Consider the following 22,320-nt stretch of genomic DNA (forward strand, 5'->3'; position numbering starts at 1 on the left):
CGGCTCTATTCACTACGGGGGAGAAGGTGTCGAATCTCAGCTGGCGCGATGTTCCCCTCCCCCTGCTTGCGACGCAAAGCTAGTCCCGTGGGACAGGGGGAGGCCGGGAGGGGGGGGTGAACACTTGCGAAAACCTCTCCCGAAACGCTTTCTCAAGTACTCACCCCTCCCCAGCCCTCCCCTGCGAGCGGGGGAGGGAGCACAGAGCTCGCGTAGCTGAGATTCGACGCCAATCAGAAGACAAGATCACAGCCATCGCCCGTAACGGCGGATATAGAACAGTTTCATCAACTGGACCAGCACCACATAGGTCAACACGGTCAGCGCAAGCCAGCCGTAGAACGCCGTTGGCAGCACCACCATGCCAATCTTCGCGCCAAGGCCCGTGTACGGCACCAGCATGCCGATGATGATGATGGCGGTGGTCAACGCCAGTACCGGCGCCGCCGCCACGCTCTGCAGGAACGGAATGCGTCGCGTGCGGATCATGTGCACGATCAGCGTCTGCGTGAGCAGGCTCTCGATAAACCAGCCCGACTGGAACAGCGGCTGATGCTCGCCCGAGTTCGCGCCGAACACGTACCACAGCAGCAGGAACGTGGTGATGTCGAAGATCGAGCTGACCGGACCGATCCACACCATGAAGCGGCCGATATCGCTGGCATCCCATTTGCGCGGCTTGCGCAGGTATTCGTCGTCCATGCGGTCGAACGGAATCGACAGCTGCGAGATGTCGTACAGCAGGTTCAGCACCAGGATCTGCAGCGGCAGCATCGGCAGGAACGGCAGGAACGCGCTCGCCACCAGCACCGAGAACATGTTGCCGAAGTTGGAGCTGGCGGTCATCTTGATGTACTTGATGATGTTGCCGAAGGTGATGCGCCCTTCGATCACACCCTCTTCCAGCACCATCAAGTTCTTTTCGAGCAGGATGATGTCGGCGGATTCTTTCGCGATATCCGTCGCGGTATCCACCGAGATGCCCACATCCGCTTCACGCAAGGCCGGCGCGTCGTTGATGCCGTCACCGAGGAAGCCCACGGTGTGACCCTGGCGCTGCAGCGACTTCACCACGCGCGCCTTCTGCAGCGGCGACATCTTGGCGAACACGGTGGTGCGCTTGACCAGCTCGTCCAGCTCGGCGTCGTCCAGCGGCTCGATGTGCTTGCCCTGCGCGGAGTGCTCCACATCCAGGCCAACTTCGCGACAGATCTTGCGCGTCACCGCCTCGTTGTCGCCGGTGATGACCTTCACATCCACGCCATGATGGTGGAGCGCGGCAATGGCTGTGGCGGCCGAGTCCTTCGGCGGATCGAGGAAGGCCAGGCAGCCGATCGCGATCAGCCCGCTCTCGTCCGCCACGCCGTAGGCGCGGCCGGCGGGCGGCTGATGCTTGATGGCTACCACCAGCACGCGCAGGCCGTCTTCGTTGAGGCCACGCGTCATCGCCTTGATGTCGGCGCGCTGCGCGTCGGTCATCGGCAGGACCTCGTCGCCGGCCTTGGCGTAGTCGCAGATCGACAGCATTTCCTCGACCGCACCCTTGCACACCAGCAGCTCGTGGCCGTCGCCGTTGCCCAGCACCACCGACATGCGACGGCGCTGGAAGTCGAACGGAATCTCGTCGACGATGCGGTAGTGCGCGGCCGTTTCCTCCTGGTCGCGGTGCGTCAGCACGGCCTTGTCCATCAGGTTCTTCAGGCCCGTCTGGAAGCGGCTGTTGAGATAGCCGTACTCCAGCGCCTCGTCCGATTCCTCGCCGTACAGATCCAGGTGGCGCTCCAGCACGATCTTGTCCAGCGTGAGCGTGCCGGTCTTGTCGGTGCACAGCACGTCCATCGCGCCGAAGTTCTGGATCGCATTGAGGCGCTTCACCACCACCTTGCGCCTGGACATCGCCAGCGCGCCCTTGGCCAGGTTGGCGGTGACGATCAGCGGCAGCATTTCCGGCGTAAGGCCCACCGCGACGGAAAGCGCGAACAAAAAGGCCTGCAGCCAGTCGTGCTTGTCCAGGCCGTTGATCAGGAACACGATCGGCACCATCACCGCCATGAAGCGGATCAGCAGCCAGCTCACGCTGTTCACGCCGCGGTCGAAGCTGGTCTGCACGCGCTGGCCGACGATGGTGCGCGCCAGCGAACCGAGGTAGCTGCGCGAACCGGTCGCCACCACCACCGCGCTGGCCGTGCCGCTGACCACGTTGGTACCCATGTAGCAGACGGTGGGCAAGTCGAGAGGATTGTCCAGCGCGCTTTGCGCGGCTTCCTCGGACACCTGCGCAGGCGTCGGCGCGGCCTTCTCCACTGGCAGCGATTCGCCGGTGAGAATCGCCTGGCTGATGAACAGGTCCTTCGCGCTGAACAGGCGCAGATCGGCAGGCACCATGTCGCCTGCGGCGAGATGCACGATGTCGCCTGCCACCAGCTCGCCCACCGGCACTTCGATGCGCTCGCTGTGGCCGTCGGAAGCGCGGCGCGTGACAGTGGCGGTGTTGCGCACCATCGCCTTGAGATTCTCGGCCGCCTTCGACGAGCGGTATTCCTGCGTGAAGCTCAACAGCACGCTGATGCCCACCATCACCGCGATGATGATCGGCCCGGTCAGGTCGCTGGAATCGGTAAACAACTGCACGCCGGCCAGCACCAGCAGCACGATGATGAACGGGTTCTTGAATGCACGCAGCAACTGCCGCGACCAGTGCGGCGGCTTCTCATGCGACACCTCGTTGAGGCCGTCACGATCGAGGCGCTCGGCGATCTGCTCTTCGTTGAGGCCGGCGGCGCTCGTGTCCAACGCGGCGAACAAGGCCTCGTTGTGGCGGAACGCTTCCATGGCAACAGATACGCGTACGGGCGCGGATGCGCTCTTACCGGCCGTCTTGCCTGCGACGGTCTGGGAGGAATGCTTGATCATGACTCGCTTCCGTGGATTTCGTGGTATCTGGGCGGATCAGCGAGTCGGCGGGCCGTTGCCCGCGCATGACGCCGATGCCCGTGCTACGACCGCATGTGCGGCCCGCGCCAGGGAACTGGCGGGGGCCATCCTTTACGGAAAGCAGCGCGCTTCATCGTTGATATCTTCAACAGTGACTAGATACCAGCTGCAGATGACCGTGCGTTTTCGATGCAGCGTGCTCGTGCCAACGAGCGACCGGGCGGCCACGGGCCGGGTCGGCATTCCAATGCATGTCGATCACGGCCGGCTGAGCTGGCTGAACCAGCGGCTGCGGCACGGTGATCGTCCAGGAACGGCGGGAAACGTCACGGCTACCGCCCCATAGGGAACGGCCTGCAGTGCGCAGACGGATAAAATTGCGAAGGAGCTTCATAGCCCATCTCCTCGTCATGGCGCCCACGGCGCCATCGGAGGTGGGCCGGACTTCCCTAGTCGAGGAAAGCGCCAGCCGACCGCAGGCGGTCGCCGCAGACAATCAGCTTGTTATGCAATGCCGGCACCCGATGCTCGCGGATGTCGACGTTGCGACTAGGGTAAACGTCCATATGCCTTGGTTTGGTCGGACAGGGATGCCACGGGCGCGACGCGCCGGGTGGCGCGCGCATTGTCTTGCTGCACTGCGGGGTTGTCAACCTTCGGAAAGAGAGAATGCGGCCGAAAGTTCATGCGTTCGCCATGAAACCGTTCGCCCGGCCATCGTCGGTGCCATCGGGCGTTGCGGATCGTGGAAGCGTCCCCGCTTTCGCGGTAGTTTGGCGCCCGATTGTCCAGAGGACTGCCGGCACCGCATCTCGATCAAAACGACACGCCACCGCGGAGGAGATAGACCATGCAAGCTCAGGTCACGGTTACTCGCGAGCGACTCGATTTTATCTGGCTGGAACTCACCGCACGCTGCAATCTGGAATGCGTCCATTGTTACGCGGACTCCGGACCCAAGCGACCTCTGTCCGAAGGCATGAACCTCGCCGATTGGTTCGACGCGCTGGATCAAGCTGCTGCGCTTGGCTGCAAGAAGGTGCAGTTCATCGGTGGCGAGCCGACACTCTATCCCGGCTTGCCGGCATTGATCGGACATGCGCGCAAGCTCGGCTACGAGCATGTTTGCGTCTACACCAACGGCACGCATTTCAGCGAAGACCTGAAAGCGGTTTTTCTCCAGCATCGGGTCAACCTGGCGTTTTCCGTTTATGGCTCGACCGGCGCGGTGCACGATCAGGTCACGCGCCGCAACGGCAGTTTCGACAAGACCGATCGCGCCTTGCGCTGGGCGGTCGACGCCGGCCTGCCCGTGCGTGCCAGCATCATCGCAATGAAAGCCAATGCCCACGACGTGCATGAAGCCGAACAGCGGCTGCGCGAAGCCGGCGTCGCCGCCGTACATGTCGATCGCTTGCGCGGACTCGGACGCGGTTCGCATGAGCGTTCGTCGCAACCGCCATTGAAAGAACTCTGCGGGCGTTGCCGCGACGGGAAGGTTTGCGTCAGCTCGGATGGGGAGATCTACCCCTGTGTATTCGCGCGCTTCGCCTCGCTCGGACACGTCAGCCGTGGCGGCTTGAGCGCGGCTTTCGGCGGCCAGGCATTGCGTGATTTCCGCGACGCCTTGATCGAGGCTCATAGCGCCGCGATACCACGCGCGCTCAATGCATCGATGTGCTCGCCCGAACAACCCGCGCCACCGTGTACGCCAGAGCGCGATCCTGGACAATGTGGGCCAGAGATCGATCCCGGACCATGCGGACCTGAAATCCCGGCCCCGGACTGCAGCCCGGAAAAGCCCAGCATTGGCTGCCCACCGGAGCAGACGGCCTACCGCCCCAACCCCTTCATCAGCAAATCGCTCTGAAGGACGCGGGATGAAAAGCGGCTTTCGCGTCTTCGATGCCGACCTGCATACCATCGAGCCGGACGATCTGTGGTCACGCCATCTCGATGAACGGTACAGGACGCTCGCACCCCGCCCGCGGCCTGCCGCGGGCTCGCCGCATCCAACGACGAAAGAGCGGCACGAACACTATCGCAAGGCATCCGCGGCGGGTTACGACCCGCCCTCGCACTTGCAGGCGATGGCTATCGAAGGGATCGATGTTGCCGTGCTGTTCGGCACCCGCGGGCGGCACGTGCAGATGCATGACGACATCGACCCTTCCTTTGCCGACGCCCTGGCGCGTGCGCACAACGACTGGACGCACGACTTCTGCTCCCATGATCCACAGCGGCTCAAGTTCGCTGCGCAAATCGCCTATCACGACGTGGGGCTTGCGGTGAAGGAAGTGAAGCGTGCCGTGGAACAACTCGGCGCCGTCGCCGTGATCGGCAATCCCAACCCGGTCAACGGCCAGCACATCCACGATCCCTATTTCGAACCGCTGTGGCAGGCCATCGAAGACCTCGGCGTACCCGTTTGTTTTCATCCCACCGGCGTATGGACACTGCGCGACGATATCGGGCGCCGTTTTATCGATCACAGCGGCGGACGCTTGATCGCCGACGCCGCGCGCAATCCGCTCGAACTGATGCTCGCTTTCGCGAGCCTGGTCGCTGGCGGCGTTCTCGAACGGCACCCCGGACTCACATGCGCTTTTCTCGAAGGCGGCTGCGGCTGGGTGCCCTGGTGGCTATGGCGCCTGGACGATACGTACGAAAAATTTCCGGAGGACCTGGACGTCCCGTTGGCGCTTCGACCTAGCGACTATTTTCACAGGCAATGCTATGTATCCGCCGATGCCGGCGAGCAATACCTGGCGGAGGTCGTCGCCGCCATCGGCGATACCCGCATCGTCATGGCCACCGATTACCCTCACCGCGACAGCATGTTTCCAGACGCCGTCAGCACCTTTGTCGCGCGCCAGGATCTGTCCATGCAAACAAAATCCCGCATCCTGTGGAATAACGGCGCGCGCTTGTATCGCCGAGCCATGGCAGATGCCCAGCCCGCCCCTGTGGATGCTCTGAGCAAATCGACGCAGCCGTCACCGGTAAACGGCGCGGACCGTGTTTACGACACCGGCTGAAACGACAGCCCCTGTTGCACAACGGGCCCAACCAGCCAATGGTCCACCAGCAAGAAGGCGAACAAGGCCATCAGATACACGATGGAATAGTTGAATACCTTCATCGCAAACAGTTCGTCGGGTGGGTTGAGCAAGCGCACGGCGTAGTAGAGGAAGCCAGCACCCAAAATCGCTGCGCCGCCGAGATAGATCAGGCCGCTGTAGCCGGTCAGCGCAGGCAGCAAAGTCACCAGCACCAGCAGGATCGTGTAGAACAGCACATGCCAGCGCGTGAACACTACGCCGTGGGTCACGGGCAGCATCGGCACCTGCGCGCGCGAGTAATCGTCGCGGCGGAAGATCGCCAGCGCCCAGAAATGCGGCGGCGTCCACACGAAGATGATCAAGCACAGCTGCAACGCGAACGGATGCAGGGCTCCAGTGACCGCTGTCCAGCCGAGCACGGGTGGGATCGCGCCTGCGAGACCGCCGATCACGATGTTCTGCGGTGTCGCACGCTTGAGGTAGGCGGTGTAAATCACGGCGTAGCCGATCAGGCCACCGAAGGTGAGCAGTGCGGTCACCGGGTTCACCAGAAACACCAGCACCAGCATCGAGACCACGCCAAGCACGAGTGCGAAGGTGAGCACTTGGTTCAGCGAGAGATGTCCGGTGGCGAGCGGCCGATGGGCGGTGCGGGCCATCAGCTTGTCGATGCGGTGATCGATCAGGTGATTGAACGCCGCGGCCGAGGCGGACGCCAACCAGATGCCCAGCGTGCCGAACACCAGCGCACGCCACGGCGGTATGCCCGGCACGGCGAGGAACATGCCGATGACGGCGCAGAACACCAGCAGCGCAACGACGCGCGGCTTGGTCAATTCCAGGTATTCGTTGAAACGGCTCATGCGTGTCGTCCCAGGTTCTGGAACATGGCGTCATCCTGCTTGCGTTGCGTACGCGCCAGCGTGGCCAGCAAGACAAACAGCAGCAGCGCGGCGACACCATTGTGCAGCGTGGCCACCGGCAACGGCAGGCCAAAATGAACATTGCTCACGCCCAGCAGCACTTGGCATATCAGCACCACCACGATGGCCACACCGAAGGCGCGCAACCCGCGACGCGAAACCCTATATGCCAGCCACGCGAGATAGCCGAACACCACCAGTGCGCCGATGCGGTGCGCAATCTGGATGGCGCTGCGCGCGGCCATGTCGAGCACGCCACCTTCGTAGTTCACGCCGATGCCTCGCCACAACACGAAGCCTTCCTTGAAGTCGGCCGGCGGCGCCCATTGGCCGAGGCATTGGGGGAAATCAGTGCCGCAGGCGAGCGCGGCGTAGTTGGCGGACGTCCATCCACCCAAAGCGATCTGCGCGATCAGCAGCACTACGCCAATCACTACCAGGCGACGCAGCGCGGCGTAGCTGTCGTCGCGGGCACCCACACCGGCGAAGCGCAGCGCGGCATAAGCCAGTAGGGCGAACGTGGTGATGCCGCCCAATAGGTGTCCCATCACGACGATCGGCTTGAGCAGCAGGGTGACCGTCCACATGCCGAGCATGGCCTGGAAAATGATCACCGCCAGCGCCAGCACGCTGATGCGCCACGCGCCCGGTCGATTCAGACCTGCGGCGGCGATCAGCGGAAGCCCTATCGCGAAGGCAGACAGCACCGACGACCACAGGTGCTCGCCGTGCATGTAAAGGCCCACACCTGCCGCCGCGAAGATCGCGCCAAGTATCACGGCATAGCGTGCCCACGGCCGCCGCCAGCTGGCGATCAGCGCCAACGTCAGCACCAGCACACCAAGCGTGCCGGCGAGGAAGCGATGCACCTGTTCACGCCAGGCCTTGTGTGTTTCGTACGGACGATCCGGGAAGGCTTGGTTGGCCTGGGCGATTTCATGCTGGTGTTCGGGCCAACTGGCCTTGCCGTAGCAGGTCGGCCAGTCCGGGCAGGACAGACCAGCGTTGGACAGGCGCACGAAGGCGCCGAACATCACCACGCCGAAGGCAAACACGGCAGCGAGCAAGGCCAGGCCGCGCAGGATTTTCACGGAGCGGGATGACATCAGCGAATCACCTTCTGCAGGTCCTTGCGCAGACCGGTCGGATCGAAGCCGGCAGGATACAGGGCAAGTGCGGTGCCGTTGGATTCGACCAGCAGCGCGCTCACGCTGTCCGGCGAGGTTGGGCGCCATGCAGCGAGCTTGCCGTCGCTGTCGCTGCCGATCTGCCAGTAATTCTTCATGCCGTCGCTGTCGGCGTCAGCCGGCGGCGTGCCGACGAAGAGCAGGCGCAGGCGCGGTGCGTTGCGATTGAGCGTGATGCGCGCCGCGGCCATCTTGGTCAGCGTGTCCACGCATTGCCTGCCGCAATCCGGCCCCGGCAGCGCGATCAGGGTGAGCTGTGGCTCGGTGGCACGCCATGCCCAGACCTGACCGTCGGCCAATGACACGCGCAGCTTCTCGTCTGCGAAGTTACGCTGCGGCGCGATCGGCTGACCATTGCCCTTGCCGCCCGGCTGCCAGCCGCTGAAGGTCAGTACACCGGCGGCGATGATCGGCGCGGCGAACACGGCCATGATCAGGAGGAGTTTCAGGCGGCTGCTGCGTCGTGCCGCGTTGGCTGGCTTGTTCATGGCTGGTCCGAGGGTTTCGGTTTGCGCTTGCGGTGCAGGATCAAAAACATCACCACCGCCACCACGGCGAAGGTGAACCACTGAAAAGCATAGGCTCGATGTCGCGCGGACGGCATCGATGTGAAATCGGGCGTGTGCTTGCGCACATAGATAGCAGCAGGGTCCGCGTCGAGAGAAAGCACGCGCGGATACAGCGAGATACCGAGATCGCCGGAGACCTGCGCCAGGTCCAGGTAGACCGTGGTCTTGGGCCAATGCGATTGGCGCGCCAGCGCATCGCCGCCCATTTCGAAACCCACACCCGGCGCCGGCAAGTAGAGGCCTTGCAGCTCGCGCTCACCGCCAGGTAGCGGCGGCAGCTGCGGCGTCTGGTCCGTGCCGTTGCCCGGCAGGAAACCCAGGTCGACCAACAGCAAACGGCTTTGCCCATGCAGACGGAAAGGTGCATAGACCTCCACGCCGCCACGCTGGTCATGCTTGGGGTTGTCGAGCAGGTAGACGCGATCAGTCAGGTATTCGCCCCGCACCTGCACGCGCGGATAGGCGTTCACAGGTGGTGCTTCGGCCACCGCGGCAAATTCGCGCACCGGAGCCGTGGCCGATGTGGCATAGCGACGCAGAAGTTCTTCTTTTTCGTCGGCGCGATGCAGCTGCCACACGCCCAAACGCAGGAACAGCAAGGTTCCGGCCAGCGTCAGCAGCACGGCCCACCAGGCAGGACGCCGCAGCAGACTCATGCAGAGCCACCACAAGCGACCGCTATACTGCGGATGTCGTCGTCGTTTGGACCAATCACGTGGAAACCATCTACAAATATGCGCTGGTGATCCTGCTGCTGGTGGTGCTATTCAATCTCGGTCAAGCGCTGTATTTCATGATGACCGACAAGGACGGCAGCAAGCGCACGGTATGGGCGTTGACCCGCCGTATCGGGCTTTCGGTGCTACTCATCCTGATGGTCGTACTCGGCATCTGGATGGGCTGGCTGCACCCGCACGGCGTGGGTCAGTGATTGTACCGTCCCGGTGCCGCCTGCGCTTTGCATGCGACACCTCGTGCGAGGTACCGGTAGGAGCGCACCCTGTACGCGAAAAACCTACGAAGCGATGACCTTGGGTTCGCGCACAGGGTGCGCTCCTACAGAGACAAAAAAGCCCGCCGTGTTTGGCGGGCTTTTTGTTGTGAACGCCAGCGGCGTTCTCAAAGAATGTAGACGAACATGAACAGGCCCAGCCACACCACGTCCACGAAGTGCCAGTACCAGGCCACCGCTTCGAAACCAAAGTGGTGATCCTTGGTGAAGTGACCCTTGGCGCAGCGCAGCCAGATGATCGCCAGCATGATCGTGCCCAACGTCACATGCATGCCGTGGAAGCCGGTGAGCATGAAGAAGGTCGAACCGTAGACGCCGCTCTGCAGGGTCAGGTTGAGCTCCTTGTAGGCCTCGATGTACTCGTGCGCCTGGAAGTACAGGAAGCTGGCGCCCAGCAGCACGGTCAGGCCGAGGAACACCAGGATCTTGCCACGATGGCCAGCCTTCAGCGCATGGTGCGCGATGGTCACGGTGATGCTCGAGCTGAGCAGGATCAGCGTATTCAGTAGCGGCAGGCCCCAGGCCGCCACGGTCTGGAAGTCGCCGCCAACCTTGCCCGGGCCGCCGCCACCGTTAGCGCCCCAGGCCGCGGCGTAGTCGCTCCACAGGAACTGGTGGGTCAGCACGCCATGGCCGTCGCCGCCCAGCCACGGCACCGAGAACATGCGGGCATAGAACAGCGCGCCGAAGAAGGCCGCGAAGAACATCACCTCGGAGAAGATGAACCACATCATGCCCATGCGGAACGAGGTGTCTACCTGGTGGTTGTAGCTACCGGCGAGCGACTCGCGGATCACCGAGCGGAACCAGCCGAAGAACATCAGCAAGATGCCGACGAAACCGACCGTCAGCACGGTCTTGCCAAAGCCGGCCTCACCGGGCTGTGCGTTCAGCCAATGCGCGGCACCGAACACGGTGACGAACATGACGACCGCGGCCACGATCGGCCAATGGCTCTTGGACGGAACGAAATAAGCGCCTTGCTGCTGACCCATGGTGAGATTCCCGTGGATTTTCTCTTGTTACTTCCACCCCGCCGAATTGCGCGGGGAAATGCAAAACCTGACTGCCTTACTTGACCTTCAACATCTGCAGGATCGAGAGCAGGAAGATCGCTGCTGCGATCACGGCCACCACCAGCGCGGTCCGCTTCGCGCTCTTTCGGCGCGCTTCGTTGCTCGAATCCGTGTCTTGCTGAGTCATCTGAACGCAGTTTCCAATCACCTCAGCCGCAAGCGGCCGAGGTGACCTTATCTATCAATCTTCAACGTGACCGTGAGCCAGCTCGTCGTCGTGGATCACCGGCGGCAGCTCGAAGGTGTGGTGCGGTGCCGGCGACGGCACGGTCCATTCCAGACCCTTGGCCCCTTCCCACACGCGGTCGGGGGCCTTCTTCTTGGAGAACCACACCGCGTGGATGATCACGCCGACGTAGATCAGCTGCGAGGCGCCGAACAAGAAGCCGCCGATGGAGCTGATCATGTTGAAGTTGGCGAACGCGACGTTGTAGTCCGGGATACGGCGCGGCATGCCGGCCAGGCCCAGGAAGTGCTGCGGGAAGAACAGCACGTTCACCCAGACCACGCTGTTCCAGAAGTGCACCTTGCCCCAGAACTCGCTGTACATGTGGCCGGTCCACTTGGGCAGCCAATAGTACGACCCGGCGATGATGGCGAAGATCGCGCCGGTCACCAGCACATAGTGGAAGTGGGCCACCACGAAGTAGGAGTCGTGGTACTGGAAGTCCGCCGGAGCCAGCGCCAGCATCAGGCCGGAGAAGCCGCCGATGGTGAACAGGATCACAAAGGCGACCGCGAACAGCATCGGGGTCTCGAAGGTCATCGAGCCGCCCCACATGGTGCTGACCCAGTTGAACACCTTCACGCCCGTGGGCACCGCGATCAGCATCGTCGCGTACATGAAAAAGATCTCGCCGCCCAGCGGCAGGCCCACCGCGAACATGTGGTGCGCCCACACGATGAACGACAGGAAAGCGATCGAGGCAATCGCGTACACCATCGCCTTGTAGCCGAAGATCGGCTTGCGGGCGAAGGTCGGGATGATCTCCGAGACCAGGCCGAAGGCCGGCAGGATCATGATGTAGACCTCGGGATGCCCGAAGAACCAGAAGATGTGCTGGAACAGGACCGGGTCACCGCCACCGGCCGCATTGAAGAAGCTGGTGCCGAAGTACTTGTCGGTGAGCAGCATGGTCACCGCACCGGCCAGCACCGGCATCACCGCGATCAGCAGGAACGCCGTGATCAGCCAGCTCCACACGAACACCGGCATCTTCAGCAGGTCCATGCCCGGGGCGCGCATGTTGAGGATGGTCGCGATGATGTTGATCGCGCCCATGATCGAGCTGATACCCATCAAGTGGACCGCGAACACCACGTAGGCGACCGAATCGCCCTGCAGCGACAGCGGCGGGTACATGGTCCAGCCACCGGCCGGGCCGCCGCCCGGCAGGAACAAGGTGGACAGCAGCAGCGCGAAGGCGAACGGCAGGATCCAGAACGACAGGTTGTTCATGCGCGGCAACGCCATGTCCGGCGCACCGATCATCAGCGGGATCATCCAGTTGCCCAGGCCCACGAAGGCCGGCATCACCGCACCGAAGATCATGACCAGCGCATGCATCGTGGTCATTTCATTGAAGAAGTACGGCTGCACCAGCTGCAGGCCCGGCTTGAACAGCTCGGCGCGGATCACCATGGCGAAGCTGCCGCCGATGAAGAACATCAGCAGCGAGAAGACCAGGTACAGCGTGCCGATGTCCTTGTGGTTCGTGGACATGAACCAGCGCGTGAAGAAATTGCTCGGCGCGCCGTGATGGTCGTCGTGGTGATCGTGGGTGGCTGCGTGGGCCATGGCCTTGCACCTCTACCTAATGCGAAAAACGTGGAACTGCGTGAGCAGCCGGATCAACCCTTGGGGGTCTGTGCGGGAGCAACCTGTGCCGTGGCTGGCGCGGCAGCCGTGGAAGCGGCGGCCGGAGCCGGCGTCGCCGACTGCTGCTTCGAAGCCAGCCACTGCTCGAATTCGGCCTTCGGCACGGCTTTCACCACGATCGGCATGAAGCCATGGTCCTGGCCGCACAGCTCGGCACACTGGCCGCGATACACGCCTGGCTCTTTGATGTTGGTCCAAGCCGCGTTGACGATGCCCGGGATGGCGTCCATCTTCCAGCCCAGCGCCGGCACCCACCAGGAGTGAATGACGTCACCCGCGGTGATCACGAAGCGGATCTTGGTATCGATGGGAACGACCAGCGGCTCGTCCACATTGATCAGATAGGTGTTGTAGCCGTCGACCTTGACCGCATTCGGGTCCAGGCCCGACTTCAGCTGGCGGGTCTCGTCGCTCTCTCGATCGAGCTTGGACATGAAACCGACCTTGTCGATCGCCTTGCCCTGGTAGTCGACGTAGTCGTAGCGCCACTTCCACTGGTAGCCGGTGACCTTGACGGTCATCTGCGCATTGGTGGTGTCGGAGAAGGTCTTCAGACCGCCGGTGGCCAGGTAGGCCAGCACGATCAGGATGATCACCGGGATGGTGGTCCACACGATCTCCAGCGTGGTGTTGTGCGACCACTTCTCGGCCACGGCGCCGCGCGACTTGCGGAAGCGGAACATGGCGATGAACATCGCACCGAACACCAGGATGCCGATGACGACGCAGACACCTAGCGCAACGTTGTTCAGGAAATACGGCACGTTTGAATACGTGGTCACGCCGCGCGGCATGTTCAGCTGTCCGGGTTCGGGGTTCGCCTGAACCACGCTGCCGAACAACGCGAAGGCGGCCAACGCCAACGCTGTGACTGCTCGCTTGATGCCGCCGGGCCTGATGCTGCCAGATGTCATGTCTTGCACCTTTGTTGAACCTACCTGCGCGGCTGGCGGTTGATATCGTCCAGCAACACCATGAGTTTCCTCGACAGCTCGGCGCGTTCCTCATCGGCGAGAAAAACCCCGATTTCCAGCTCGCGCCCATGCGACGTCAGCAGCAGACGACGGTGCCCCGCCCCATCCTTCAACTGCACCCGCACCCAGTAGCACTGGAAACGCGTACAGCGCCGGCCTGGCAGGGATTGCACCTCCAGCGACGACATGTCGAGGGTGATGCGCTCGCTGCGGTCGCCAGCCCGCCAGGCCACGCCCAGGGCGAGAGCCACCGCGGAGGACTCGACCAGGGCGAACAGCGGAGCGAAGACATTCCCCTGCCACGCGCCCAGTCCGGCCGTCGTCAGCGCCAAAGCCGCCAATAACCCGATCAATCGACGCAGGTCGCGTCGGCTGAGTGCGCGATTGGGCTTGAGCCACATCGTCGCGCACGGCAGGCCGGCGTCAGCTGGTCGAAGCACGATCATGGGAACACCGGCGTGCCTGGAACCCGCGAATGATAGGCCGCGCTGACCGAACGGGCAAGAATGTCGCAGGCGCTTGACCTTGCCATGAGCTTGCAATATCCCCACACGGCGCGCGCATACGGATGCGTGTGCTCTTAGCGAGCGCGTACAATCCCGGACTTCCTGCGCTTCCCTACTCTATTGACAGCCTTGTGACCCAGCCCATTCTCAGCCCCGAACTTCCCACCGGCGCCGAGCCGGCCCGTGCGCGCATCACTGCCGCCTGGCTGCGCGACGAGACCGAAGCGGTCAATGACCTGCTCACCCAGGCCACCCTGCCACCGGTCGAACGCGAAAAGGTGATCGACCTCGCCGCTGATCTGGTGACCCGGGTGCGCGTGCGCGCCAAGGATCAGAGCGCCGTCGAGTCCTTCATGCGGCAGTACGACCTTTCCAGCGAGGAAGGCGTGCTGCTGATGTGCGTGGCCGAAGCGCTGCTGCGCATTCCAGATTCGGCCACGGCCGACAAGCTGATCCGCGACAAGCTCGGCGATGCGAACTGGAAGAAGCACCTGGGCCAAAGCGAGTCGCTGTTCGTCAACGCCTCCACCTGGGGCCTGATGCTGACGGGCCATCTGGTCAACCTGGCCGAAGACACGCGCCACGACTTCACCGGCGCCCTCAAGCGCCTGGTCGGCCGCGCCGGCGAACCGGCGATCCGTCTGGCCGTACGCCAGGCCATGCGCATCATGGGTCACCAGTTCGTCATGGGCCGCACCATCGGCGAAGCGCTGGATCGCTGCGCGCAGAAGGAATACGCGATGTATCGCTATTCCTACGACATGCTCGGCGAGTCCGCGCTGACCAGCCAGACGGCCGAGCGCTATCAGCAGGACTATCGCAATGCGATCGCCGCCATCGGTGCGCGCGGCCCGTTCGCGAATCACACCGACGCGCCGTCGATCTCGGTGAAGCTTTCCGCGCTGCATCCGCGCTATGAAGTCGCCAACCGCGAACGCGCACGCCGCGACCTCACCGCGAAGCTGCTGGAACTGTCGCAGCTGGCGATGAAGCACGGCATTGCGCTGTCGGTCGATGCGGAGGAAGCCGATCGCCTCGAGCTGTCGCTGGACATCATGGGCGAGGTGTTCGCACATCCGTCACTGCAAGGCTGGAACGGCCTGGGCATCGTGGTGCAGGCCTACTCCAAGCGCACACCGTTCGTCATCGACTGGCTGATCGAAACCGCGCGCGCGGCCAACCGCCGCTGGTACGTGCGCCTGGTGAAGGGCGCGTACTGGGACGCCGAGGTCAAGCGCGCGCAGGAAAACGGCCTGCCCGGCTACCCGGTGTATACGCGCAAGCCCAATACCGATGTGTCGTACCTGGCTTGCGCGCGCAAGCTGTTCGACGCCGGCATCGAACTGATCTACCCGCAGTTCGCCACGCACAACGCGCACACCATCGCGGCCGTGCATCACGCCGCCAGGGGTCGCACCTACGAATACCAGCGCCTGCACGGCATGGGCACCGATCTGTACGCCGAAGTGATCGGCAAGGATCGCCTCAACGTGCCCTGCCGCGTCTACGCGCCGGTGGGCAGCCATGAAGACCTGTTGCCTTACCTGGTGCGCCGCCTGCTCGAGAACGGCGCCAACACCAGCTTCGTCAACCGCGTGGTGGACGAGAGCGTGCCGGTGCGCGAACTGGTCGCCGACCCGTGCGAAACGGTACGCGCCTTCGCCTCCATCCCCCATCCGCGCATCCCGCTGCCGGTCAATCTCTACGGTGACCACTCTGCGCTTGCGCAGAATGCAAATTTTGTATCCAGGAAGAATTCCATGGGCATCAACTTCGCCAACGACAACGAACTGAAGGCCCTCGCCGAGGCCATTAACACCCAGTCCGGTCCGTGGACCGCGGCACCGCTGGTGCCGGGCGCGAGCAGCACCGGCGCGACCGTGCAGGTGACCAACCCCGCCGACCGCCGCCAGGCCATCGGAAGCTACATCACCGCCGACAGCGCCACGGTGGAGAAGGCGCTGGCCAACGCCGTCGCCGCCCACCACCACTGGGATCGCCTGCCGGCCGCCAGCCGCGCCGCCATCCTGGAGCACGCCGCCGAGCAGCTCGAAGCGCGCCGCGGCGAGTTCATCGCGCTGTGCGTACGTGAAGCCGGCAAGAGCCTGCCCGACGCCATCGCCGAAATCCGCGAAGCGGCTGACTTCCTGCGCTACTACGCCGCCATGGCGCGCCGCTTGTTCGGCCAGCCCGAGCAGTTGCCTGGCCCCACCGGCGAGAGCAACCAGCTCTTCCTCAATGGTCGTGGCGTATTCGTCTGCATCAGCCCGTGGAACTTCCCGCTGGCAATCTTCCTCGGCCAGGTCAGCGCCGCACTCGCCGCCGGCAACGCCGTGATCGCCAAGCCGGCCGAGCAGACCAGCCTGATCGGCTATGCCGCAGTGAAGCTGCTGCAGGAAGCTGGCGTGCCGGCCGACGTGCTGCAATACCTGCCCGGTGACGGCGCCACCGTCGGTGCTGCCTTGACTCGCGATCCGCGCGTGGCTGGTGTGGCCTTCACCGGCTCCACCGAAACCGCCTGGGCGATCAACCGCGCCCTGGCTGCACGCAATGCGCCGATCGCCGCGCTGATCGCCGAGACCGGCGGCCAGAACGCGATGATCGCCGACTCCTCCGCCCTGCCCGAGCAGATCGTCAAGGACGTGATTTCCTCCGCGTTCCAGTCGGCCGGCCAGCGCTGCTCCGCCGCGCGCGTGTTGTTCGTACAGGAAGACATCGCCGACAAGGTCAGCACCATGCTGACCGGCGCGATGGCCGAATTGAAGGTGGGCGACCCGGCCCTGCTCTCCACCGACGTGGGCCCGGTGATCGACGAGGATGCGAAGAAAATCCTGGTCGACCACGCCGCGCGCATGGACAAAGAAGCAAAGAAGATCGGCGAAGTCGCACTCGACCCGGCCATCACCGGCAACGGCACCTTCTTTGCACCGCGCGCCTATGAAATTCCCTCGCTATCCACGCTCACTCGCGAAGTGTTCGGCCCGGTGCTGCACTTGATCCGCTGGAAGGGCAGCGAGCTGGACAAGGTGGTCGACGCGATCAACGCCACCGGCTACGGCCTCACCCTGGGCATCCACAGCCGCATCGACGACACCGTGGAGTTCATCCAGAGCCGCGCACGCGTCGGCAACTGCTACGTCAACCGCAACCAGATCGGTGCCGTGGTCGGCGTGCAGCCGTTCGGCGGCGAAGGCCTCTCCGGCACCGGCCCCAAGGCCGGTGGCCCGCACTATTTGCTGCGTTTTGCTGGCGAGCGCACGCTCACCATCAACACCACGGCGGCGGGTGGTAATGCGTCGTTGCTGACGATCGGCGAGTAAGCGCACGCGAAGAAAGCCCCGCGCGGTTCGCGCGGGGCTTTTTTGTGTCTTCACGGCCAAGCAGCACCGTGCCCTGCAGGGCGACGTGCTTTACCATCGAGAACCGTCACTGCTGCGAGGGATCTGTGCTTACAAGATTTATGCGACTTCGACGCTGGACGCAGGACCGCCTGCAGGAGCGTTTTGGACTCGACCTCACACGCACAGGCTTCTATTCGCCGATCGTTGACCGGGTCGAAGTGAAGCAGCGCACAGCGGCCATCTGGTCGGCCGAGCGCCAGTCCCCGGAGCACATGCCGGGCTTGGATTTCCGCCCCGAACATCAGGCCAGATTGCTGGCCGGAGAGGTGGGCCATGCGATGGCGGCCTGCCAATTCGACCGCAATCCTCCGGCGGCGGGCGCACCGCCGCGCTTCTTCACCGAAAACGGTCAGTTCGGTGATTTGGATGCACGGATGCTTGTCGGGATGCTGGAAGCGTTCCGACCCAAGCGAGTCATTGAGGTGGGCTCAGGCTTCTCGACGATGGTGATGAGCCAGGTCGTAAGCGAGAAGTTTGCCGGTCAAATGCAGGTCACTGCGATCGAGCCGTTTCCGCGCCCCTTCCTTGGCGCACTACCTCACGTGAGGCTAATTCAAAGCAAGGTACAAGACGTCGACCTGCAGGTGTTCGCCGCACTGGAGAGTGGCGACGTGTTGTTTGTCGACTCATCCCACGTGAGCAAGACTGGGTCCGACGTCAATCATCTGTTCTTCGAGGTGCTGCCATTCCTGCGCGCTGGCGTGCTCATTCACGTCCATGATATTTGGCTGCCTATGGAGTACCCGCAAGATTGGGTGCTGACCGAAGGCAGGAGCTGGAACGAGCAGTATCTTCTGCGCGCATTGCTCACGGGGTCCACGATGTACCAGGTCGAGCTCGCTGGGATGTACCTGCATCATTTCTTGCGCCCGGCGCTGGACAAAGCTCTTGGAGCGTCTGCCGCGCGAGTCGGCGCTGGCTCAAGCTTCTGGTTCCGCAAGGTCACTTGAACGTTGCCAGGGACGGCGTGCTGCCGGCCTCGTTTGGCCGAATCGCTCCAACGGTGGGTGCGGCAGCTGTCGCTTAGTGGTCTTCGCGTTATGGGGGAGCGTGTCGCAAGGGCTTACCCCCCAGCGCGAATCACTCACCTCAATACGGCGCATCCACAATCAACGCATGCTCCGCCGCGCACTGCGCCCCAGGCAACGACACATCCGACGCACGCAAAGCATCAAGCTCCTTCCGTGCCGCCGCCATATCTGCCTCGAACGCCGGCTCCGCATGCAACCTCGCCACGATGGCCGAACCATTGATCTGGCCCGCCTGGATCGCGCTGAGGTTGTGGGCACCGCACACCACACGACTATCCGCAAATGAGCGTGCGCGCAGCAGCACTTCATTGGCGCGGTCAGGCGCCAGTTCGGACAGAATCAGACCCACGGTCCAACCCCAGGTGGAATGGCCCGAGGGGTAATCGAAACTACGCGCCAGCTTTTCCTTCGATTGGCATACCGCACCCTCATCGATAAGAAACGGACGCTGGCGATGATTGGCCTTCTTGGCGGGCTCGGTGATGCTCACGCCATCGGCATCGACTTTCTTGAGCATGGCGGTGAGACGCGACAGGCGTGAGGCGTCGAGCGATGCACCCATCGCGCAGCTGAAGTCCCGCAACATGTCCGGCACCTCCAGATTCACGTCGCTGGTCGCCAGCGTCCAGCGTGGCGTGCCTTCCAGCTTGCGAGTAGCTCGAAACACCTGGCGATCCGCCTCGTAACGCGCCGACCCCGGCTGGGGTGCAGGCGCCAGCACCTCGGCCATGTGCAGCGCGATCGGTTCGGCCAGATAGCCCTTGCTCTCGGTGGTCGCAGCCATGGGCGTTTGCGTTTGTGGCGCCGTCGCACAACCCGCAAGCGCGAGTGCGAACACCAGGCTCGACAGCTTGAAGATGGTCCTGCCCATGGGTTCGCCTCGGTATTGGAAAGGGCTATATCAACAGCCGCCCGGAAGTCGCACAAGATGCCAAACGGCAACGGCCCCAATCTTGATCAGAGGGTCCCAGGTTTGTGCATCGCGCAAACGAGTGCGCGGCGTGCGTGCTATAGAGACAGCTTTACTGCCGGCCGTTGCCGGCACCCTGCGCTGGAGCAACAGGAACGATGGCACGCCCCGCCGCCCTGGTCGGCCTCCCTCATGTCGCGACTCACCCGTTGGCCTCGGACGATCCGCGCTACACGGCGGCCGAGTTTCCGTCGAACAAATTGTTGTACCTGATGCAGATGGCGGATGCGCTGGGCGTGGACACCCGGTCGTGGTTCGCCGGATTGGCGCTTTCGCGGACACAGATCGCCGACCCTTCGCTGCGTGTGTCCTACCGCCAGGCCAGTACCTTCGTGCGGCGCGCGCTGCAGGCGCTGAACGTGCCCGACGCCGGCCTGCGCATCGGCCGCGAGGGCACCATCGGCGGCTTCGGCCTGCTCGGCCTCGCCATGATGACATCGCGCACCCTGGGCGAGGCGATGATGGCCGGCGTCGCGCACCACAAAATCTGCGGCTGCCTGCTCGAACTGAATTTCGAGGTGGTCAGCGAGCGCGAAGTGGCCCTGGTCGCATGGCCGCGCTTTGGCGATACCGAATTGCTGCCGTTCTTCTGCGAAGAACTATTCGCCAGCTGCCTGATGATTGCGCGCGAACTGGTCGGCCCCGAGCTGCGGCCGGTGCGCGTCGAATTTGGTTATCCGCGCCCGAGCTATGCCAAGGAGCACGAGAAGCTGTTCGACTGCGAAGTGCGCTTCGGCACCGCGCAGAACCGCCTGCTGATCGATACCCAGTGGCTGGCGCGCCCGCTGCCCGGCCACAACCCGCTGACCGCTCGTCAGGCACTGGCACTGTGCGCGCAGCAAATGACCCCGGATGGCGGCGAGCCGCACCAGGAAATCGTCGCGGCGGTGGAACGCCTGCTTCGCAGTCAATTGCGCGACCAGCCCAAATTGCAGGACGTGGCCCGCACGCTCAACCTCAGCGAACGCTCATTGCGCCGCAAGCTGGCCGAGAGCGGTCGCATCTTCCGCGAAATCCACGACCGTGTCCGCGCCGAGCGCGCCCTGGAATTGCTGCAGGCCGGCGCCCTGAGCGTGGCGGAGATCGGCAGCGAGCTGGGCTTCAGCGATCCGCGTGAATTTCGACGTGCGTTCAAACGCTGGACCGGCATGCCGCCGCAGGCCGCAAGACGGGCGGCGGCGTAAACGCATCGAATCTGGCCGATTTGCCCCCCGGCACTTGGCCGTTTTGCCCTCCCCCATCGCGCCGCATTGCGCAACAGTGGCCTACAGACGGCGCCCGACACGGCGCTTTGATGTTCTCGGTTCCTGGGGAGGTTCACCGAACATGCGCAAGTTAGTACTCACCGTCGCGCTCGGCGCAGCGCTTGCCGGTTGCGGCGGTCACGATCAACCGGTCGCGCAGAGCGAAGCCGACAGTGCCTTCCAGGCCAAGCTGCAACAGCAGTTGCTGGACGCCAAACCCGGCAGCGTCATCGAGATTCCCGCCGGCCACTACGCGCTTAAGCGCGGCCTGAGCCTGCGCGCCGACGGCGTCACCATCCGCGGCGCCGGCAAGGACAAGACCGTGCTGTCGTTCAAGGGCCAGGTAGTAGGGCCGGAAGGCCTGCTGGTGAACGCCAGCGACTTCACCATCGAGAACCTCGCGCTGGAAGACACCAAGGGCGACGCGCTCAAGATCAACCAGGGCAAGAACATCACCATCCGCGGCGTACGCGTGGAATGGACCGGCGGCCCCAAGACCACCAACGGCGCTTACGGCCTGTATCCGGTGAAGACCGAGAACGTGCTGATCGAGGACTCGGTGGTGATTGGCGCCTCCGACGCCGGCATCTACGTGGGCCAGTCGCGCAACATCATCGTGCGCCGCAATCGCGCCGAGCAGAACGTGGCCGGCATCGAGATCGAGAACTCGATCAACGCCGACGTGTACGAGAACACCGCCACCCGCAACACCGGCGGCATCCTGGTGTTCAACATGCCGAACCTGTCGCAGGCGGGCAAGGCAACGCGCGCGTTCAAGAATCAGGTGATCGACAACAACCTCGGCAACTTCGCCGCCAAGGGTGCAGCGGTGGCCAGCGTGCCGGCCGGCTCGGGCGTGGTGGTGAACTCCAACGACCAAGTGGAGATCTTCGACAACGACATCGTCAATCACCAGACGGCGAACGTGATCATCTCCAGCTATTTCTCCACCAACTACTACAACACCAAGGGTGTGGCGGCGGATTACAACCCGTATCCGAAGGGCATCTTCGTCTACGGCAATCGCCTCAAGGGCGGCGGCGACTCGCCCGATGGCGTCGACTTCAAGATGTTGAAGACCGCCGTCTACGGCCTCACCGGCCACTTCCCGGACGTACTGTGGGATGGCTACGCCGACACCAAGACGCTGGTCGATGGCCTGCCGCCGGCCAATGACCGCATCTGCATCCAGGACGTCAGCGGTGTACTGAGTGCGGATGGTCCGAACGGCTACAAGAACCCCAGCACCGATACCAAGCCCTTCGAGTGCACGCTGCCGAAGCTGCCCGCCGTCGTGCTTGAGCCGGCACCAAAAGCATGAGTGCCTGCTCCATGCCTTTGCGTGGCCCGCACCGGGATCTGTTTGCGCGCAGGGCAAGGAAGAACGAGGGCGTGTACGTCCGTACACAACCGAGTGATGACGCCGCCATGCGGGCAAACAGACCCGGCCCGCAGGGTTGCTCCTTTGTGGGCGCCAGGCGGCGACGCGCGGCTTGGTTTGACGGCCAGTCAAACACTGCGCCACGCCCCACCACCTGGCGCCCACAAAGGA

General features: G+C 63.7%; 19 protein-coding genes. 7 read left to right on the top strand and 12 right to left on the bottom strand.

Going from position 1 to position 22,320, the window contains the following annotated elements:
- Positions 1 to 246: 246 nt before the first annotated feature.
- Entirely contained in the window at positions 247 to 2,913 is a 2,667-nt protein-coding gene (mgtA, locus tag OUZ45_RS15255) for a magnesium-translocating P-type ATPase (protein ID WP_266170989.1), read from the bottom strand.
- 166 nt (positions 2,914 to 3,079) lie between these two features.
- Positions 3,080 to 3,328: a hypothetical protein gene (locus OUZ45_RS15260; protein WP_266170990.1), complete on the bottom strand. Its 249-nt coding sequence runs from the start codon at positions 3,326 to 3,328 to the stop codon at positions 3,080 to 3,082.
- Positions 3,329 to 3,784: 456 nt separating this feature from the next.
- Between OUZ45_RS15260 and OUZ45_RS15265 the strand changes: the two genes are divergently transcribed.
- Complete coding sequence (locus OUZ45_RS15265; protein ID WP_266170991.1) at positions 3,785 to 4,804, top strand: radical SAM/SPASM domain-containing protein; 1,020 nt, start codon at positions 3,785 to 3,787, stop codon at positions 4,802 to 4,804.
- A 10-nt stretch (positions 4,805 to 4,814) separates the two neighbouring features.
- The gene (locus OUZ45_RS15270) at positions 4,815 to 5,972 is read left to right on the top strand and encodes an amidohydrolase family protein (RefSeq protein ID WP_266170992.1); all 1,158 of its coding nucleotides are present in this window, start codon (positions 4,815 to 4,817) and stop codon (positions 5,970 to 5,972) included.
- Here OUZ45_RS15270 and cyoE read toward each other — a convergent pair.
- The 4 genes from cyoE to OUZ45_RS15290 are packed head-to-tail and all read right to left on the bottom strand — an operon-like array spanning position 5,957 to position 9,331.
- Positions 5,957 to 6,859, bottom strand: a complete 903-nt coding sequence (gene cyoE, locus OUZ45_RS15275; protein ID WP_266170993.1) for a heme o synthase — start codon at positions 6,857 to 6,859, stop codon at positions 5,957 to 5,959. The genes OUZ45_RS15270 and cyoE overlap by 16 nt on opposite strands.
- Positions 6,856 to 8,025: a COX15/CtaA family protein gene (locus OUZ45_RS15280; protein ID WP_266170994.1), complete on the bottom strand. Its 1,170-nt coding sequence runs from the start codon at positions 8,023 to 8,025 to the stop codon at positions 6,856 to 6,858. Before OUZ45_RS15280 ends, cyoE begins: the two co-directional genes overlap by 4 nt.
- On the bottom strand, positions 8,025 to 8,594 hold the full coding sequence (locus tag OUZ45_RS15285; RefSeq protein WP_266170995.1) for a hypothetical protein: 570 nt from the start codon (positions 8,592 to 8,594) through the stop codon (positions 8,025 to 8,027). Before OUZ45_RS15285 ends, OUZ45_RS15280 begins: the two co-directional genes overlap by 1 nt.
- Positions 8,591 to 9,331, bottom strand: coding sequence for an SURF1 family protein (locus tag OUZ45_RS15290; protein ID WP_266170996.1), 741 nt, complete (start codon positions 9,329 to 9,331; stop codon positions 8,591 to 8,593). The genes OUZ45_RS15285 and OUZ45_RS15290 overlap by 4 nt, the downstream gene beginning before the upstream one ends.
- A gap of 59 nt (positions 9,332 to 9,390) precedes the next feature.
- On the opposite strand from OUZ45_RS15290, the gene OUZ45_RS15295 reads away from it, so the two are divergent.
- Positions 9,391 to 9,606 carry a twin transmembrane helix small protein gene (locus tag OUZ45_RS15295; RefSeq protein WP_131151818.1) on the top strand — a complete coding sequence of 72 codons (216 nt, stop codon included), beginning with the start codon at positions 9,391 to 9,393 and terminating at the stop codon, positions 9,604 to 9,606.
- A gap of 188 nt (positions 9,607 to 9,794) precedes the next feature.
- Here OUZ45_RS15295 and OUZ45_RS15300 read toward each other — a convergent pair whose 3' ends face one another.
- The 5 genes from OUZ45_RS15300 to OUZ45_RS15320 form a co-directional block, all read right to left on the bottom strand.
- Complete coding sequence (locus OUZ45_RS15300) at positions 9,795 to 10,682, bottom strand: cytochrome c oxidase subunit 3 (protein WP_266170997.1); 888 nt, start codon at positions 10,680 to 10,682, stop codon at positions 9,795 to 9,797.
- Positions 10,683 to 10,758: 76 nt separating this feature from the next.
- Entirely contained in the window at positions 10,759 to 10,890 is a 132-nt protein-coding gene (locus OUZ45_RS15305) for a hypothetical protein (RefSeq protein ID WP_266170998.1), read from the bottom strand.
- 54 nt (positions 10,891 to 10,944) lie between these two features.
- A complete protein-coding gene (gene ctaD, locus OUZ45_RS15310; protein WP_266170999.1) occupies positions 10,945 to 12,561 on the bottom strand; it encodes a cytochrome c oxidase subunit I in 1,617 nt (538 codons plus the stop codon).
- A 53-nt stretch (positions 12,562 to 12,614) separates the two neighbouring features.
- Complete coding sequence (gene coxB, locus OUZ45_RS15315; RefSeq protein WP_266171000.1) at positions 12,615 to 13,556, bottom strand: cytochrome c oxidase subunit II; 942 nt, start codon at positions 13,554 to 13,556, stop codon at positions 12,615 to 12,617.
- Positions 13,557 to 13,576: 20 nt separating this feature from the next.
- Positions 13,577 to 14,017: a DUF2244 domain-containing protein gene (locus tag OUZ45_RS15320; RefSeq protein WP_266171041.1), complete on the bottom strand. Its 441-nt coding sequence runs from the start codon at positions 14,015 to 14,017 to the stop codon at positions 13,577 to 13,579.
- Positions 14,018 to 14,253: 236 nt separating this feature from the next.
- On the opposite strand from OUZ45_RS15320, the gene putA reads away from it, so the two are divergent.
- Positions 14,254 to 17,442 (top strand): bifunctional proline dehydrogenase/L-glutamate gamma-semialdehyde dehydrogenase PutA, encoded by a 3,189-nt coding sequence (putA, locus tag OUZ45_RS15325; protein ID WP_266171002.1) that lies wholly within the window; start codon positions 14,254 to 14,256, stop codon positions 17,440 to 17,442.
- A 140-nt stretch (positions 17,443 to 17,582) separates the two neighbouring features.
- Positions 17,583 to 18,473 (top strand): class I SAM-dependent methyltransferase, encoded by an 891-nt coding sequence (locus OUZ45_RS15330; protein WP_266171003.1) that lies wholly within the window; start codon positions 17,583 to 17,585, stop codon positions 18,471 to 18,473.
- 139 nt (positions 18,474 to 18,612) lie between these two features.
- On the opposite strand, the gene OUZ45_RS15335 is transcribed toward OUZ45_RS15330, so the two are convergent.
- Positions 18,613 to 19,425 carry an acid phosphatase gene (locus OUZ45_RS15335; protein ID WP_266171005.1) on the bottom strand — a complete coding sequence of 271 codons (813 nt, stop codon included), beginning with the start codon at positions 19,423 to 19,425 and terminating at the stop codon, positions 18,613 to 18,615.
- 197 nt (positions 19,426 to 19,622) lie between these two features.
- On the opposite strand from OUZ45_RS15335, the gene OUZ45_RS15340 reads away from it, so the two are divergent.
- Both OUZ45_RS15340 and OUZ45_RS15345 read left to right on the top strand, forming a co-directional pair.
- Positions 19,623 to 20,708, top strand: a complete 1,086-nt coding sequence (locus tag OUZ45_RS15340) for an AraC family transcriptional regulator (protein WP_266171006.1) — start codon at positions 19,623 to 19,625, stop codon at positions 20,706 to 20,708.
- Positions 20,709 to 20,850: 142 nt separating this feature from the next.
- A complete protein-coding gene (locus OUZ45_RS15345) occupies positions 20,851 to 22,089 on the top strand; it encodes a parallel beta-helix domain-containing protein (RefSeq protein WP_266171007.1) in 1,239 nt (412 codons plus the stop codon).
- Positions 22,090 to 22,320 lie beyond the last annotated feature (231 nt).

Origin of the sequence: Dyella subtropica, assembly GCF_026283965.1 — a bacterium.
GTDB lineage: Bacteria > Pseudomonadota > Gammaproteobacteria > Xanthomonadales > Rhodanobacteraceae > Dyella_D > Dyella_D subtropica.

Coding starts and splice junctions, on each gene's coding strand:
- OUZ45_RS15260 (WP_266170990.1), bottom strand. CDS start 3,328: ATGAAGCTCCTTCGCAATTTTATCCGTCTGCGCACTGCAGGCCGTTCC.
- OUZ45_RS15330 (WP_266171003.1), top strand. CDS start 17,583: ATGCGACTTCGACGCTGGACGCAGGACCGCCTGCAGGAGCGTTTTGGA.
- coxB (WP_266171000.1), bottom strand. CDS start 13,556: ATGACATCTGGCAGCATCAGGCCCGGCGGCATCAAGCGAGCAGTCACA.
- OUZ45_RS15265 (WP_266170991.1), top strand. CDS start 3,785: ATGCAAGCTCAGGTCACGGTTACTCGCGAGCGACTCGATTTTATCTGG.
- OUZ45_RS15290 (WP_266170996.1), bottom strand. CDS start 9,331: ATGAGTCTGCTGCGGCGTCCTGCCTGGTGGGCCGTGCTGCTGACGCTG.
- OUZ45_RS15340 (WP_266171006.1), top strand. CDS start 19,623: ATGGCACGCCCCGCCGCCCTGGTCGGCCTCCCTCATGTCGCGACTCAC.
- OUZ45_RS15270 (WP_266170992.1), top strand. CDS start 4,815: ATGAAAAGCGGCTTTCGCGTCTTCGATGCCGACCTGCATACCATCGAG.
- OUZ45_RS15300 (WP_266170997.1), bottom strand. CDS start 10,682: ATGGGTCAGCAGCAAGGCGCTTATTTCGTTCCGTCCAAGAGCCATTGG.
- mgtA (WP_266170989.1), bottom strand. CDS start 2,913: ATGATCAAGCATTCCTCCCAGACCGTCGCAGGCAAGACGGCCGGTAAG.
- OUZ45_RS15280 (WP_266170994.1), bottom strand. CDS start 8,025: ATGTCATCCCGCTCCGTGAAAATCCTGCGCGGCCTGGCCTTGCTCGCT.
- OUZ45_RS15335 (WP_266171005.1), bottom strand. CDS start 19,425: ATGGGCAGGACCATCTTCAAGCTGTCGAGCCTGGTGTTCGCACTCGCG.
- OUZ45_RS15345 (WP_266171007.1), top strand. CDS start 20,851: ATGCGCAAGTTAGTACTCACCGTCGCGCTCGGCGCAGCGCTTGCCGGT.
- OUZ45_RS15285 (WP_266170995.1), bottom strand. CDS start 8,594: ATGAACAAGCCAGCCAACGCGGCACGACGCAGCAGCCGCCTGAAACTC.
- ctaD (WP_266170999.1), bottom strand. CDS start 12,561: ATGGCCCACGCAGCCACCCACGATCACCACGACGACCATCACGGCGCG.
- OUZ45_RS15320 (WP_266171041.1), bottom strand. CDS start 14,017: ATGTGGCTCAAGCCCAATCGCGCACTCAGCCGACGCGACCTGCGTCGA.
- cyoE (WP_266170993.1), bottom strand. CDS start 6,859: ATGAGCCGTTTCAACGAATACCTGGAATTGACCAAGCCGCGCGTCGTT.
- OUZ45_RS15305 (WP_266170998.1), bottom strand. CDS start 10,890: ATGACTCAGCAAGACACGGATTCGAGCAACGAAGCGCGCCGAAAGAGC.